The sequence below is a fragment of the Pseudomonas sp. SMN5 genome, from assembly GCF_052041925.1.
Taxonomy (GTDB): domain Bacteria; phylum Pseudomonadota; class Gammaproteobacteria; order Pseudomonadales; family Pseudomonadaceae; genus Aquipseudomonas.
The window spans coordinates 62,904-77,887 of sequence record NZ_JBKGGX010000011.1 but is presented as its reverse complement, the minus strand read 5'-3'; the positions used below and the strand labels follow the sequence as shown (position 1 = coordinate 77,887).

Here is a 14,984-nt window from a genome sequence, read left to right as displayed (position 1 = left end):
GAGCTTGCTCGCGATAGCGTCGTATCAGACAACAGATAAACCGGATCCAGTCCCCGGTTTCAATCCTTGAACACCTCACCCAACAAATTATGCATCGACCGGAACGCCCGTTTGGCGACCGTGGCGTTGTACATCATCTTGCCCGGCACATTGGCTTGCGGGTCGGTGAACGAATGCACCGCACCGCCGTAACTCAGCAGTTGCCAGTCCACCCCGGCGGCATTCATTTCTTCTTCGAAGGCCGGCAGTTGCTCCTTGGGCACCAGCGGGTCCGAGGCACCGTGCATCACCAATACCGAACCCTTGATGTTCTTCGCATCCGCCGGGTTGGGCGTGTCCAGTGTGCCGTGGAACGAGATGGCGGCTTTCAATGGCGCGCCGGTGCGGGCCAGCTCCAAGGCACAGCAGCCGCCGAAGCAGAAACCGAAAGTGGCCAGGTTCGACGCATCGACCTGCGCTTCGCCCTGGCTTTGCAACTGTTCCAGCGCCACCTGCATGCGCTTGCGCAACAGCGCCCGGTCATTTTTCAACGGCATCATTGCCGCGCCCGCCTCATCGGCATTGCTCGGGCGCACGTCCTGGCCATACAGGTCGGCGATCAGCACGACATAGCCGTTGGCCGCCACTGACTTGGCAATCTCTTCCGCCCCCGCCCCTACACCCATCCAGTTGGGCGCCATCAGCAAACCCGGGCGCGAGCCCTGTTGGCTGACGTCGAAGGCCAGGCGGCCTTCATAGTTTTGACCATCGATCTGATAGACCACCGAACGAACCGTAACCTGACTCATGACGGACTCCTCATCAAAGGGAACACCTGGAATGAAAAAACCCGCCGAAGCGGGTTTTTTCCTGCACTAGATCAAGCTGACAGTTCAACCAGCAGCTTGTTCAGGCGACGCACATACGCCGCCGGGTCCTTCAGGCTGTCGCCGGCCGCTAGGGCCGCCTGGTCGAACAGGATGTGCGACAGGTCGCCGAAGCGCTCTTCGCTCTGCTCGTTGTCGAGTTTTTCCACCAACGGGTGCGCCGGGTTGAATTCGAAGATCGGCTTGGAATCCGGGACCTTCTGGCCGCTGGCTTCGAGGATCTGACGCATCTGCAAACCCAGATCCTGCTCGCCGATGGCCAGGATCGCCGGCGAATCGGTCAGGCGGTGAGACACGCGCACTTCGCTGACGGCGTCGCCCAGCGCGGTCTTGATCCGCTCCACCAGGCCTTCCTTGCTCTTGGCGATTTCCTCGGCGGCTTTCTTGTCTTCTTCCGAATCCAGGTTGCCGAGGTCCAGGTCGCCACGAGCCACATCGACGAAGCTCTTGCCGTCGAACTCATTGAGGTAGCTCATCAGCCACTCGTCGATGCGGTCGGTCAGCAACAGCACTTCGATGCCTTTCTTGCGGAAGACTTCCAGGTGCGGACTGTTCTTGACCTGTGCATAAGTTTCGCCGGTCAGGTAGTAGATCTTGTCCTGACCTTCCTTGGCGCGGGCCAGGTAATCGGCCAGGCCGACGATCTGCTCGCCGTCATCGCCCTGGGTCGAGGCAAAGCGCAGCAGCCCGGCGATTTTTTCCTTGTTGGCGAAATCTTCGGCCGGGCCTTCCTTCATCACCTGGCCGAAGTTCTTCCAGAAGCTCTTGTACTGCTCAGGCTCGTTCTTGGCGAGTTTTTCCAGCATGTCCAACACGCGCTTGGTCAGCGCCGACTTCATGGAGTCGATGATCGGATCTTTCTGCAGGATTTCCCGGGAAACGTTCAGCGAGAGGTCATTGGAATCCACTACGCCCTTGATGAAACGCAGGTACAGCGGCAGGAACGACTCGGCCTGGTCCATGACGAACACACGCTGCACATACAACTTCAGGCCGCGTGGCGCTTCGCGCTGGTACAGATCGAATGGCGCACGGGCCGGCACGTACAGCAGCGAGTTGTATTCCAGCTTGCCTTCGACCTTGTTATGGCTCCAGCTCAGCGGGTTCTCGTAATCGTGGGCGATGTGCTTGTAGAACTCCTGGTATTCCTCGTCCTTGACCTCGGTACGCGGACGGGTCCACAAGGCGCTGGCGCGGTTGACGGTTTCCCATTCCACTTCAGGCTTTTCTTCGCCTTCGGCGGCGGTGACTTCCTTCGGCAGCTCGATAGGCAGCGCGATGTGGTCGGAGTATTTCTTGATGATGTTGCGCAGGCGCCAGCCATCGGCGAACTCGTCTTCGCCGGATTTGAGGTGCAGCACGATGCGGGTACCGCGGTCCGCCTTGTCGACGGTGGCCACTTCAAACTCGCCTTCGCCCTTGGACGACCAGTGCACGCCTTCGCTCGCAGCGAGGCCGGCACGGCGGCTGAACACTTCGACCCGTTCGGCGACGATGAACGCGGAGTAGAAACCCACACCGAACTGGCCGATCAGGTGCGAATCCTTCTTCTGGTCACCGGACAGGTTCTTCATGAAATCGGCGGTGCCGGACTTGGCGATGGTGCCCAGGTGCGTGATCACCTCTTCGCGGCTCATACCGATACCGTTGTCTTCGAGGGTGACGGTTTTCGCGTCCTTGTCGAAGCTCACACGGATTTTCAGCTCAGCGCCACCTTCCAGCAGTTCAGGCTTGGAAAGGGCTTCGAAACGTAATTTGTCGACAGCGTCAGAGGCGTTCGAGATCAGCTCGCGAAGGAAGATTTCCTTATTCGAATACAGCGAGTGAATCATCAGGTGCAGCAGTTGCTTCACCTCGGTCTGGAAGCCCAGGGTTTCCTTTTGAGTTTCCACGCTCATGGTCATCAAACTCCAAGTGGATGGTGGTGTCCGCCTCGCTGAGATTGGCGGCGGGATGACCTCAAGGTGGGGGCTACGGGGATGATTTCAAGGGCGAGGTGCTTTCGAAGGCTCCTGGATCTTGAAATGCGCCCGGGCGGTGGCGATGGGTTCGGCCTCGGTGTCCTGCCAGGCGGTGATCGCAACGTTGGCGACTCGTCGCCCCTGGCGCCAGACCTGGCATCTGGCATAGGTGTCGCGAAACTGCCCGGCGCGCAGGTAATCCAGGGAGAAGTCGATGATCTTCGGCACATTCGGCACGCCGGTGGCGATCAGCAGATGAACGGCTGCCGCCAACTCCATGAACCCGGCAATCACGCCGCCATGAATCGCCGGCAGTAAAGGGTTACCAATGTTGTCCTTGTTCGCCGGCAGGCGGAAAAGCAGCGCCTGGTCCTGGCGTATGCATTCGACGCCGATGAGTTGCGCATAGGGGATCGAAGCCAACAGCAGCGCGTAGTCGCCCCGCTCGCACGCCTGGCGCAGTTGTTCGTGAGGGATGTCGATCATGGCGTTTCCCCGGTGAGCGTCGGGCCACCTGTTCGTACGCCCCTGGCGTGCTGGCCAAGGCGCATGAAGGTGCCTACCACATGGGCGATGGGTTGTTCAGGGTCGTCCTGGTAGGCGAAGCCGCGGGTGAAAATCACGTCTGGAGTGACCCGGTAGCATTGGGCGAAACCATAGACGTCCTTGTGGGGCTCGGCGGCGTGCATGTAGTCGATGCGCAAATCCAGGGTCGGGCAGACCTCGAACTGCGGCAGCACGCACAGGGTCGACATGCCGCACGCGGTGTCCATCAGCGAGGTCAGCGCGCCGCCGTGGATGATACCGGTCAGCGGATTTCCGACGATTCGCGGGCTGAACGGCAGGACCACCGTCAGCCCCTCACGACTGGCACTGTGCAGCTTCAAGCCCAACACCTGGCAATGGCGCAGCGCGGATAAAAAGCGTGTGGCACGCTCAAAAACGGGATTTTCGGGCATTTTCATCGATGCTCTAGCGAGTGGCTTGGCCCGACAACGGCCTATCCGGATAAAAGTTCAATCGCAACACCAGGTTATATATCTGTAGCAAAAGAGGAACTTAACCTGAGGGGTGCTGCTCAAAAGGCCAGTAGTTATTTCCATAAGGAGAAACACCCCATGCGTAAGACTTTAGCTATTGCCTTGATGTTGACCGCCTCCCTCGGTCTCGCTGCCTGCGATAAGAAATCCGAGGACAAAGCTCAAGACGCCAACCAACACTCCCAGGAAGCCCAACAGAAAATGGGCGAAGCACAGGATAAAGTGAACGAAGCAGCGAAAGAAAACGCCGAAGCTGCCAAAGATCAGAACGAAGCGAACAAAGCCGCCGCGCAGGAACAAGCACCTGCCACCGCACCGGCTACTGCGCCTAAAACCAACTGATCCGGTTTTAGTGATAAAAGAAAACCCGCCTTGGTGCGGGTTTTCTTTTATCTGTGATTTGACAAGCCCAGGGTGCGCTCAGGCCGCTTCCTTGCCGGCCTCAGGCGCAGGCGCTTCCGTCGTCGGGGTGTACACCATCACGTCCAGCACATCGGAATGAAACTCGCGCTGATACAACACGAATACCACGCCGGCACTCATCAACATGAACAACCACGGGCTGACGAACCATGCCAGCATGGTCATGCCGAAATAATAAGAGCGCAGCCCGAAGTTGAACTGGTTGGCCGCCATGGAAATAACCCGCGCCGCCCTTAGAGCAAATGCCTTGCGTTCCTGCTCAGAAACGTGGCGCTCGCCGATCATCGGTGCCGAGCCAACCAACACTGCGGCGAAGTTGTATTGGCGCATGCACCAACTGAAGGTAAAGAATGCATAGACGAATACCAGCGCCAGGCACAGCAACTTTATCTCCGCCATGCCCTGGGAAGCCTGCTGTACCAGCGGCAGGTCGGCCAGCAACGACACTGCCCTGTCAGACGCCCCCAGCACCGTCAGGATCCCCGCCAGGATGATCAGCGTGCTGGAGGCGAAGAACGAGGCGTTGCGCTCCAGGTTGCCGATCACGCTGGCATCGGCAATACGGTTCTCGCGCAGCAACATGCGGCGCATCCAGTCTTCGCGGTACAGGTGCATCACGCTGGCCAGGCACGCGGTGTCGCGGGCTTTCCAGGAGGCGTAGCGGGTGTAGCCGGCCCAGCAGATGATGAACCAGGCGGCGGCCAGCAGATGGGTCAGGTTGGCTTGGATGAATGACATGCAATTCCTTTGTATGAAATGGACATGGAGCCACTTGCAATGAACCCTGTGGGAGCGAGCTTGCTCGCGAATGCGGGGGGGCAGCTACAAATAAGCCGCTTGACACTCCGCTATCGCGAGCAGGCTCGCTCCCAAAGGGCTTGTGTAAATCTTGAAGGCACTGCTTCGACGTTAGCTCACCAGAAAAGACACTGCCGCCCAAAAAAAATGCCCCGTATCGAGTGATACGGGGCATTTCATCGTTTACCGATAAGCTTAGGCCAGTGCTTCGCTGCGCTTGCCCAGCAGGCGGTCACAGACCACGGCCACCGCCAGGGTCATCACCGAAGGCACCAGCCACGCCAGGCCCTGCTCGCTCAGCGGCAGATGGGCCAGCTGTGCCGGCATCCAGTCTGCCAGGCCGGCGCCCTTGAGCGCGTCGACCAGGCCAAACAGCAACGACACCAGCATCACCGGGCCGACGATGCGCCCCTGCTCGTGCCAGAAGTCCTTACAGAAGCTGAGGGCCACCAGGGCGATGCACGGGGGGTAGATCGCGGTGAGAACCGGGATCGAGAAGGCGATCAGCTTGGTCAGGCCCAGGTTGGACACCAGCAGCGAAAACGCTGCCAGGATCACCACCAGGGTCTTGTAGGACAGCGGTAGGACACGGCTGAAGTATTCGGCGCAGGCGCAGGTCAGGCCGACCGCGGTCACCAGGCATGCCAGGGAGATCAGCACGGCAAGGAAGCCGCTGCCCAGGCTGCCGAAGGTGTGCTGCACATAGGCGTGCAATACCGCGGCGCCGTTGGTCGCACCGGCGGCCACTTCATGGCTGCCCGAGCCCAGGCGGAACAGGCTGACGTAGACCAGCGCAAGCCCTACCCCGGCGATCAGCCCGGCAATGATGGCGTAGCGGGTGATCAGCGCTGGCGACTCGACACCACGGGAACGGATCGCGTTCACAATGACGATGCCGAACACCAGTGCACCCAGGGTATCCATGGTCAGGTAACCATTGATGAAGCCTTGGGAAAACGGCGCCGCAACATATTCCGGGGTCGCCACGCCGATATCACCGGCAGGCAAGGCAAATGCAGCGATGCCCAGTACCGCCAGGGCGATGATCTTCAACGGCGCGAGAAAACGCCCGACAGTGTCCAGCAGGCGGCCCGGGTAGAGCGAGATAAAGAACACCACCAGGAAATACACAGCGCTATAGAGAAACAGTGCCAGCGGGCTTTCGCCGGTCAGCGGCGCCAGGCCGACTTCGAACGAGACGGTGGCGGTACGCGGCGTGGCGAACAGCGGTCCCACCGCCAGGTAGCACACGGCTGCCAGCAGGCCGCCGGCGATTTTGCCGATCGGGCTGCTCAAGGCGTCCATGGCGCCACCGACCTTGGCCAGAGCCACGACGGTGATGACCGGAAGCCCGACGGCGGTGATCAGGAAGCCCAGCGCCGCCATCCAGACATGGGGACCGGACTGCAAGCCGACGATGGGTGGGAATATGATGTTGCCAGCCCCGACAAACAGGGCAAATGTCATGAAACCAAGTGCCAGGATGTCCTGGCCTTTCAACACTTTCATTAAGGAAACCACACTACTGAATCGGAATTTAGAGAGGGATTTCCCCGAGGGTAAAGGGAAATGCTGTCGGTCCGTATCAGACCAACCCGTTTAGCGCGCCGCTTCCTTGTGGGCCGCGAGCGCAAAAATGGCGGCTAGCCTAACGAATTCGGGCGAAAAACGCACTGTTTAGGGGCGAACTATCCGATGCGCGACAGTTTGGTGTCGCGTTTACGTATCTATTTATCCACGACCCTTGCTTACTCCCGTGGCGAGGGAGCTTGCTCCCGCTGGGCTGCGAAGCGGCCCAAACGATAACCGTGAGGTTCAGCCAGACGGAACGCGCTGCCTGGTTTTGCGACCGCTTCGCAGTCGAGCGGGAGCAAGCTCGCTCGCCACTAGAGCCCGCTGCCACAGCACATAAATTCTCAAGGGCCAGAAACGACAAAGGCCACCCGAAGGTGGCCTTTGTTGCTGGAACGAAAAAGGTCAGCCGAAGCTTACTTCTTCATTTCCCAGCCAGTCAGCTCGGCCAGGGCCTTGCCGATGTCTGCCAGCGAACGCACGGTTTTCACGCCTGCGTCTTGCAGCGCAGCGAATTTCTCGTCTGCAGTGCCTTTGCCGCCGGAGATGATTGCGCCAGCATGGCCCATGCGCTTGCCCGGAGGAGCAGTCACACCCGCGATGTAGGAAACAACCGGCTTGGTCACGTTGGCCTTGATGAAGGCTGCGGCTTCTTCTTCAGCGGAACCGCCGATCTCACCGATCATGACGATCGCTTCGGTCTTCGGGTCTTCCTGGAACAGCTTCAGGATGTCGATGAAGTTGGAGCCCGGGATCGGGTCACCGCCGATGCCGACGCAAGTCGACTGACCGAAACCGGCGTCAGTGGTCTGCTTCACGGCTTCGTAAGTCAGGGTGCCGGAACGCGAAACGATACCGACCTTGCCTGGCAAGTGGATGTGACCTGGCATGATGCCGATCTTGCACTCGCCCGGAGTGATCACGCCTGGGCAGTTAGGGCCGATCAGGGTGATACCCAGCTCGTCGCACTTGACCTTGGCTTCCAGCATGTCGATGGTCGGGATGCCTTCGGTGATGCATACGATCAGCTTGATACCGCCGAACGCCGCTTCAAGGATGGAATCCTTGCAGAACGGAGCTGGAACGTAGATCACGCTGGCGGTCGCGCCAGTGGCTGCAACAGCGTCCTTGACGGTGTTGAAGACCGGCAGGCCCAGGTGCTCGGTGCCGCCTTTGCCCGGCGTTACGCCGCCGACCATCTGGGTGCCGTATTCGATGGCTTGCTGGGTGTGGAAGCTACCCTGCGAACCGGTGATACCTTGGCAGATAACCTTGGTGTCTTTATTGATCAGGACGCTCATTATTTGCCCTCCGCAGCTTTAACGACTTGTTGAGCAGCGTCGGTCAGGCTGGTAGCAGCGATGATGTTCAAACCGCTTTCTGCCAGTACTTTAGCGCCCAGCTCAGCGTTGTTGCCTTCGAGGCGAACAACAACCGGGATTTTCACGCCAACTTCTTTCACCGCGCCGATGATGCCTTCGGCAATCATGTCGCAACGAACGATGCCGCCGAAGATGTTGACCAGTACTGCAGCGACGTTGGTGTCGGACAGGATGATCTTGAACGCTTCGGTTACGCGTTCCTTGGTAGCACCGCCGCCCACGTCGAGGAAGTTGGCTGGCTTGCCGCCATGCAGGTTGACGATGTCCATGGTACCCATGGCCAGGCCGGCACCGTTGACCATGCAGCCGATGTTACCTTCCAGGGCCACGTAGTTCAGTTCGAACTTGGCAGCGTGCGCTTCGCGCGGATCGTCCTGGGACGGATCGTGGAAAGTCTTCAGCTTAGGCTGACGGTACATGGCGTTGGCGTCGATGTTGATCTTGGCATCGAGGCAGTGCAGGTCGCCGTCGGCCTTGATCACCAGCGGGTTCACTTCCAGCAGGGCCAGGTCGTGGTCCTGGAACAGCTTGGCCAGACCGACGAAGATCTTGGCGAACTGAGTGACCTGCTTGCCTTCCAGGCCCAGCTGGAATGCCAGCTCGCGACCCTGGAATGGCTGTGCGCCAACCAGCGGATCGATAGTGGCCTTGAGGATTTTCTCAGGGGTATCGTGAGCGATTTTCTCGATGTCCACGCCACCTTCGGTGGAAGCCATGAACACGATACGGCGGCTCGAACGGTCGACGACAGCGCCCAGGTACAGCTCTTTAGCGATATCAGTGCACGATTCAACCAGGATTTTGGTGACCGGCTGACCGTTGGCGTCAGTCTGGTAGGTCACCAGACGCTTGCCCAGCCACTGCTGTGCGAAGGCTTTGGCGTCTTCTTTGCTGCGAACCAGCTTGACGCCGCCCGCTTTACCGCGACCACCGGCGTGAACCTGGGCTTTGACAACCCATTCGCTGCCGCCGATTTTGTCGCAAGCTTCTGCTGCCGCTTCCGGGGTGTCTACCGCGTAGCCTGTGGATACTGGCAGGCCGTACTCAGCGAACAGCTGCTTACCCTGATACTCGTGAAGATTCATGCTTATTACCGTCTTCGTTAGGTACTGCGCATTCGGTGCTGCACCATTTTTAGTGCCGCACCACCTGTGACTGCTGCTTGCGTAGCCTTCCGGTGAACCGGCAGAGCTACGCAAGACTGCGTCCAGCGGACATTCCGCGGTGAGTCTTGCTCGCAAGGCTCACGACGGGCCGTACCGCCGTGGTTTCTTATTATTTCTTAACGCTTCTTGCGGTTGGCCACGTGGATGGCGCCGCCATTCACGGCCAGGGCCGCTTCGTGCAAGGCTTCGGACAGGGTCGGATGGGAGAAGACCATCATGCCCAGGTCTTCGGCGCTGGTGCCGAACTCCATCGCGATCGCGCCTTGCTGTACCAGCTCGGCCGCGCTTGGGCCAATGACGTGAACGCCCAATACACGATCCGTCTTGGCATCGGCGATGACTTTTACGAAACCGCCGGTATCGTTGGCTGCCATGGCACGGCCACTGGCGGCGAACGGGAAGGTGCCGACGTTAACTTCAACGCCTTCGCCTTTCAAGGCCTGTTCGGTTTTACCGACCCACGCGATTTCCGGGTGGGTGTAGATAACCGAAGGGATCAGGTCGTAGTTCATCTGGGCCTTGTGACCCTTGATGCGCTCGACGACCATGATGCCTTCTTCGGACGCCTTGTGCGCCAGCATCATGCCGCGAACCACGTCACCGATGGCGTAGACGCCCGGTACGTCGGTTGCACAATGATCATCGACCGCGATGAAACCACGCTCGTCCAGGTTCACGCCGCAATCGGCAGCCAACAGGTCGGTGGTCACCGGACGACGGCCGACCGCAACGATCAGCTTGTCGAAAGTGATGGTCTGTTCGCCGTTGGCGTCGGTGTAGTTGACCACGACTTCTTCGCCGTTGACCTTGGAACCGGTCACGCGAGCGCCCAGCTTGATGTCCAGGCCTTGCTTGGTCAGGGTCTTGAACGCTTCCTTGGACACCGCGGTGTCAGCAGCTACCAGGAAGGTTTCGAGGGCTTCGAGCACGGTCACTTGCGCCCCCAGGCGCGACCATACCGAACCCAGCTCCAGGCCGATCACGCCGGCGCCGATCACGCCCAGGCGCTTTGGCACGGACTGGAATTCCAGGGCGCCGGTGGAATCAACGATGACGTTCTGGTCGACTGGAGCCGGTGGAATATCGATCGGACGCGAGCCCGGTGCCAGGATGACGTTCTCGGCCTCGATCACTTCAACCGAACCGTCTGGCTTTGTCACTTCGACTTTCTTGCCCAGCAGCAGCTTGCCGTGGCCCTGGATCGAGGTCACGCCGTTGGCCTTGAACAGGGTGGCTACACCGCTGGTCAGGTTCTTGACGATGCCAGCCTTGCGGCCAACCATCGCTGCGACGTCCATCTTGACTTCACCGGTGGAGATGCCGTGGACGTTGAAACTTTCCTTGGCTTCCTTGTATTTCCAGGAGCTGTCCAACAGCGCCTTGGAAGGAATGCAACCGACGTTCAGGCAAGTACCGCCCAGGGCCTGTTTGCCCTCGCCATCGGTGTATTTCTCGATGCAGGCAGTGGAAAGGCCAAGTTGTGCAGCCTTGATGGCCGCTACGTAGCCGCCAGGGCCAGCACCAATCACTACCACGTCGAATTTCTGAGTCATAAAAAGATTCCTTTTAGCTGCAAGCTACAAGCCGCAAGCTGCAAGCTCAAACCTCACCCGCGGTGGGCTTGAGGCTCGGAGCTTGCAGCTTGCAGCTGCTTTTTAAATATCCAGGAGCAGGCGAGCCGGATCTTCAAGCAGGTTCTTGATGGTCACCAGGAACGTCACCGCTTCTTTACCGTCGATCAGGCGGTGATCGTAGGACAGTGCCAGGTACATCATCGGACGAATCACGACTTGACCGTTGATCGCCATCGGACGCTGGATGATGTTGTGCATCCCCAGGATCGCCGCTTGTGGCGGGTTGACGATCGGAGTCGACATCATCGAACCGAATGTACCACCGTTGGTGATGGTGAACGTACCGCCGGTCATCTCTTCGATGGACAGCTTGCCGTCACGGGCCTTCTTGCCGAAGGTGGCGATGCCGCCTTCGATTTCGGCCAGGCTCATCAGCTCGGCGTTGCGCAGTACCGGAACCACCAGGCCACGGTCGCTGGAGACCGCGACACCGATGTCGGCATAGCCGTGGTAGACGATGTCGGAACCGTCGATCGACGCGTTGACGGCCGGGAAGCGTTTCAGCGCCTCGGTGGCCGCCTTGACGAAGAACGACATGAAGCCCAGGCGCACGCCGTTGTGGGACTTCTCGAACAGGTCCTTGTACTTCGAACGCAGGGCCATGACTTCGGTCATGTCGACTTCGTTGAAAGTGGTCAGCATCGCCATGTTCGACTGGGCTTCGACCAGACGCTCGGCAACCTTGGCACGCAGGCGGGTCATCGGAACGCGTTTTTCAACGCGGTCACCGGCTGCGAACACCGGAGCGGCGGCGGCAGGTGCGGCAGGCTTGGCAGCTGCGGCGGCTGGAGCAGCTTTCTTGGCGGCGACGGCGGCAACCACGTCTTCCTTGGTCACACGACCACCCTTGCCGGTGCCGGCAACGGAAGCGATGTTGATGCCGTTTTCTTCAGCGATCTTGCGAGCAGCAGGCGCGGCGACCGGGTCGTCTTCGCCATCGGCAGCCGGAACGGCGGCCTGGGCAGCGGCAGGAGCAGCAGCGGCGGCCGGAGCAGCGGCGGCGGCACCGCCCTCTTCGATCGAACCCAGCACTTCGTCGGACAGGACGGTGTCGCCTTCGTTCTTGACGATAGCGCCCAGCACGCCGTCGGCGGTCGCCAGGACTTCCAGTACGACCTTGTCGGTCTCGATGTCGACGATCAGTTCGTCACGCTTGACGGCCTCGCCCGGTTTCTTGTGCCAGGTGGCAACGGTGCCATCGGCAACCGATTCCGGGAAGGTGGGGGCTTTGATCTCGATAGCCATTGTCTTTGGTTCCTTAAATTCGGTTTCAGGTGCGCGAAGGCGTTAAACGGTAAACGCGTCTTGCAGCAGTTGTTCCTGCTGCTCGGCGTGCATCGATGCGTAACCACAGGCAGGTGCAGCAGAAGCCTCACGGCCCGCGTACTCGAGTACGAGAGACTTGTTGAGGTGGCTGATGCTGCGACGCAGGTGGTGTTGGCTGCAGTACCACGCGCCCTGGTTCATCGGCTCTTCCTGACACCAGACAGCCGCCTTGGCATTGGTGTAAGGCGCCAGGACTTCTTTCAAGTCGTCCTCAGGGAACGGATACAGCTGCTCGATACGCACGATGGCGATATCTTCACGGCCTTCGGCACGGCGTTTTTCCAGCAGGTCGTAGTAGACCTTGCCGCTGCACAGGACAATGCGCTCGACCTTGCTCGGGTCCAGGGCATCGATTTCCGGGATAACGGTCTGGAACGAACCGTCGGCCAGATCCTCGAGCGTCGAAACAGCCAGCTTGTGACGCAGCAGCGACTTCGGCGTCAGCACGACCAGCGGCTTGCGCAGCGGACGAATCACCTGGCGGCGCAGCAAGTGGTAGATCTGTGCCGGAGTCGTGGGCATGCACACCTGGATGTTGTGCTCGGCGCACAGTTGCAGGTAGCGCTCAAGACGCGCCGAGGAGTGCTCGGGGCCCTGCCCTTCGTAACCGTGCGGCAGCAACATCGTCAGGCCGCAGAGACGCCCCCACTTGTGCTCGCCACTGGTGATGAACTGGTCGATCACCACCTGCGCACCGTTGGCGAAGTCACCGAACTGGGCTTCCCAGATCACCAGCGCGTTTGGCGTAGTGGTCGAGTAGCCGTATTCGAATGCCAGTACAGCTTCCTCCGACAGGAAGGAGTCGTAAAGATCGAACAGCGGCTGGCCCTTGTACAGGTTCTTCAGCGGGATGTAGGTGCTGGCGTCTTTCTGGTTGTGCAGGACGGCATGACGGTGCGAGAACGTACCGCGGCCGATGTCCTGGCCGGTCATGCGGATCGGGTGACCTTCGAACGCCAGGGTCGCGTACGCCATGGTTTCGGCGTAGCCCCAGTTGATCGGCAGGCCGCCGGCTTGCATCTTCTGCCGGTCTTCGTAGATCTTCGCAACCTGGCGCTGGACCACGAAGCCTTCCGGGATTTCCAGCAGCTTGGCGGACAGTTCCTGCAAGGTCTTGAGGTCGAAACGCGTGTCGTGACGTGCGGTCCAGGCGTGGCCCAGGTACGGACGCCAGTCCACGAACAACTCTTTGTTCGGTTCCTTGACCAGGCTTTTTACCACATGCAGGCCGTTGTCCAGGGCGTTGCGATATTCATCGACTTTTTCCTGGACGCGCTCGGCTTCCAGTACACCGTCCTGGATCAGGCGATCGGCATACAGCTCGCGGGTGGTACGCTGCTTGGTGATCTGCTGATACATCAGAGGCTGGGTACCGCTTGGCTCGTCGGCCTCGTTGTGGCCACGACGACGGTAGCAGACCAAGTCGATCACCACGTCACGCTTGAACTGCATGCGGTAGTCGATGGCCAGCTGGGTCACGAACAGCACGGCTTCCGGATCATCACCATTCACGTGAAGGATCGGCGCCTGGATCATTTTCGCAACGTCAGTGGCGTACTCGGTGGAACGCGAGTCCAGCGGGTTGCTGATGGTGAAACCGACCTGGTTGTTGATCACGATGTGCACGGTGCCGCCGGTCTTGAAACCGCGGGTCTGCGACATCTGGAAGGTTTCCATGACCACGCCTTGACCGGCGAATGCCGCGTCACCGTGGATGGAGATCGGCAGCACCTTCTCGCCGGTCGGATCGTTGCGACGATCCTGACGGGCGCGGACCGAACCCTCGACCACCGGGGAAACGATTTCCAGGTGGGACGGGTTGAACGCCATGGCCAGGTGGACTTCGCCACCTGTGGTCATCACGTTGGACGAGAAGCCCTGGTGGTATTTAACGTCACCGGAACCGAGCTCGACCTTCTTCTTGCCTTCGAACTCGTCGAACAGCTCGCGCGGGTTCTTGCCGAAGGTGTTGACCAGCACGTTCAGGCGGCCACGGTGAGCCATGCCGATGACGACTTCCTTGGTGCCGTAGGAACCGGAACGCTGGATCAGCTCGTCGAGCATCGGGATCAGGCTTTCGCCACCTTCCAGGCCAAAACGCTTGGTACCCGGGTATTTGGTACCCAGGTATTTCTCCAGGCCTTCACCGGCGGTCACGCGCTCGAGCAAGTGGCTCTTGATGTCCGCGGAGTACGTCGGACGGCCACGAACGCTTTCCAGACGCTGCTGGAACCACTGGCGTTGCTCGGAATCGGTGATGTGCGTGAACTCAGAGCCGATGGTGCGGCAATATGTCTGCTGCAACGCTTCGTGAATTTCGCGTAGGCTCGCTTCCTCTTTGCCGATGAACAGGTCGCCGGCACGGAAGGTCGTATCAAGATCGGCATTGGTCAAGCCGTAATGAGTGATCGACAGGTCTGCAGGTGCAGGACGCTGCCACAGCCCCAGCGGATCCAGCTGGGCTGCCTGGTGGCCACGCATCCGGTAGGCCTGGATCAGTCGCAGCACTTCGACTTGCTTCTTCTCGTGCTCACTGCTCACGCTGCCGGCAGACACCGGTTGAGCGCGGCGCTGGTTCTTTGCCAGCAGCACGAAATGATCGCGAATCGTCGAGTGCGAAACGTCGGTGGCAGAATTACCGTCAGCCGGCAACTTCTGAAAATAGGTGCGCCACTCTTCTGGCACAGCGTTAGGGTCGTGCAGGTAGAGCTCGTAGAGCTCTTCCACATAGGCAGCGTTACCACCGGAGAGGTGGGCACTGTTCCACATGCGCTGCATCACGCTTTCTTGCATGCTTGGTCACCCTCGATTAGGGG

General features: G+C 59.9%; 12 protein-coding genes. 1 reads left to right on the top strand and 11 read right to left on the bottom strand.

What is annotated here, in order from left to right; genetic code table 11:
• Nucleotides 1–59: 59 nt before the first annotated feature.
• From ACLEJR_RS13060 to ACLEJR_RS13045, 4 genes are all read right to left on the bottom strand, one after another.
• Complete coding sequence (locus tag ACLEJR_RS13060; protein WP_440794272.1) at nt 60–788, bottom strand: dienelactone hydrolase family protein; 729 nt, start codon at nt 786–788, stop codon at nt 60–62.
• 71 nt (nt 789–859) lie between these two features.
• Nucleotides 860–2,764 carry a molecular chaperone HtpG gene (gene htpG, locus ACLEJR_RS13055; protein WP_440794274.1) on the bottom strand — a complete coding sequence of 635 codons (1,905 nt, stop codon included), beginning with the start codon at nt 2,762–2,764 and terminating at the stop codon, nt 860–862.
• Between the two features lie 87 nt (nt 2,765–2,851).
• Nucleotides 2,852–3,313, bottom strand: coding sequence for a PaaI family thioesterase (locus tag ACLEJR_RS13050; RefSeq protein ID WP_440814429.1), 462 nt, complete (start codon nt 3,311–3,313; stop codon nt 2,852–2,854).
• Entirely contained in the window at nt 3,310–3,786 is a 477-nt protein-coding gene (locus tag ACLEJR_RS13045; protein ID WP_440794418.1) for a PaaI family thioesterase, read from the bottom strand. Before ACLEJR_RS13045 ends, ACLEJR_RS13050 begins: the two co-directional genes overlap by 4 nt.
• A 159-nt stretch (nt 3,787–3,945) precedes the next feature.
• Between ACLEJR_RS13045 and ACLEJR_RS13040 the strand changes: the two genes are divergently transcribed.
• Entirely contained in the window at nt 3,946–4,209 is a 264-nt protein-coding gene (locus ACLEJR_RS13040; protein ID WP_440794278.1) for a hypothetical protein, read from the top strand.
• A gap of 78 nt (nt 4,210–4,287) precedes the next feature.
• On the opposite strand, the gene ACLEJR_RS13035 is transcribed toward ACLEJR_RS13040, so the two are convergent.
• The 7 genes from ACLEJR_RS13035 to ACLEJR_RS13005 all read right to left on the bottom strand — a co-directional run bounded on the left by ACLEJR_RS13035 (nt 4,288) and on the right by ACLEJR_RS13005 (nt 14,961).
• The gene (locus ACLEJR_RS13035) at nt 4,288–5,028 is read right to left on the bottom strand and encodes a DUF599 domain-containing protein (RefSeq protein ID WP_440794280.1); all 741 of its coding nucleotides are present in this window, start codon (nt 5,026–5,028) and stop codon (nt 4,288–4,290) included.
• Between the two features lie 255 nt (nt 5,029–5,283).
• Nucleotides 5,284–6,597, bottom strand: a complete 1,314-nt coding sequence (brnQ, locus tag ACLEJR_RS13030) for a branched-chain amino acid transport system II carrier protein (RefSeq protein ID WP_440794282.1) — start codon at nt 6,595–6,597, stop codon at nt 5,284–5,286.
• Between the two features lie 479 nt (nt 6,598–7,076).
• The gene (sucD, locus tag ACLEJR_RS13025) at nt 7,077–7,961 is read right to left on the bottom strand and encodes a succinate--CoA ligase subunit alpha (protein WP_053149972.1); all 885 of its coding nucleotides are present in this window, start codon (nt 7,959–7,961) and stop codon (nt 7,077–7,079) included.
• On the bottom strand, nt 7,961–9,127 hold the full coding sequence (sucC, locus tag ACLEJR_RS13020) for an ADP-forming succinate--CoA ligase subunit beta (protein WP_003179235.1): 1,167 nt from the start codon (nt 9,125–9,127) through the stop codon (nt 7,961–7,963). Before sucC ends, sucD begins: the two co-directional genes overlap by 1 nt.
• A gap of 197 nt (nt 9,128–9,324) precedes the next feature.
• On the bottom strand, nt 9,325–10,761 hold the full coding sequence (lpdA, locus tag ACLEJR_RS13015) for a dihydrolipoyl dehydrogenase (RefSeq protein WP_440794284.1): 1,437 nt from the start codon (nt 10,759–10,761) through the stop codon (nt 9,325–9,327).
• A 102-nt stretch (nt 10,762–10,863) separates the two neighbouring features.
• Entirely contained in the window at nt 10,864–12,087 is a 1,224-nt protein-coding gene (gene odhB / locus ACLEJR_RS13010; protein WP_440814427.1) for a 2-oxoglutarate dehydrogenase complex dihydrolipoyllysine-residue succinyltransferase, read from the bottom strand.
• A 42-nt stretch (nt 12,088–12,129) separates the two neighbouring features.
• Nucleotides 12,130–14,961: a 2-oxoglutarate dehydrogenase E1 component gene (locus ACLEJR_RS13005; RefSeq protein ID WP_440794288.1), complete on the bottom strand. Its 2,832-nt coding sequence runs from the start codon at nt 14,959–14,961 to the stop codon at nt 12,130–12,132.
• Nucleotides 14,962–14,984 lie beyond the last annotated feature (23 nt).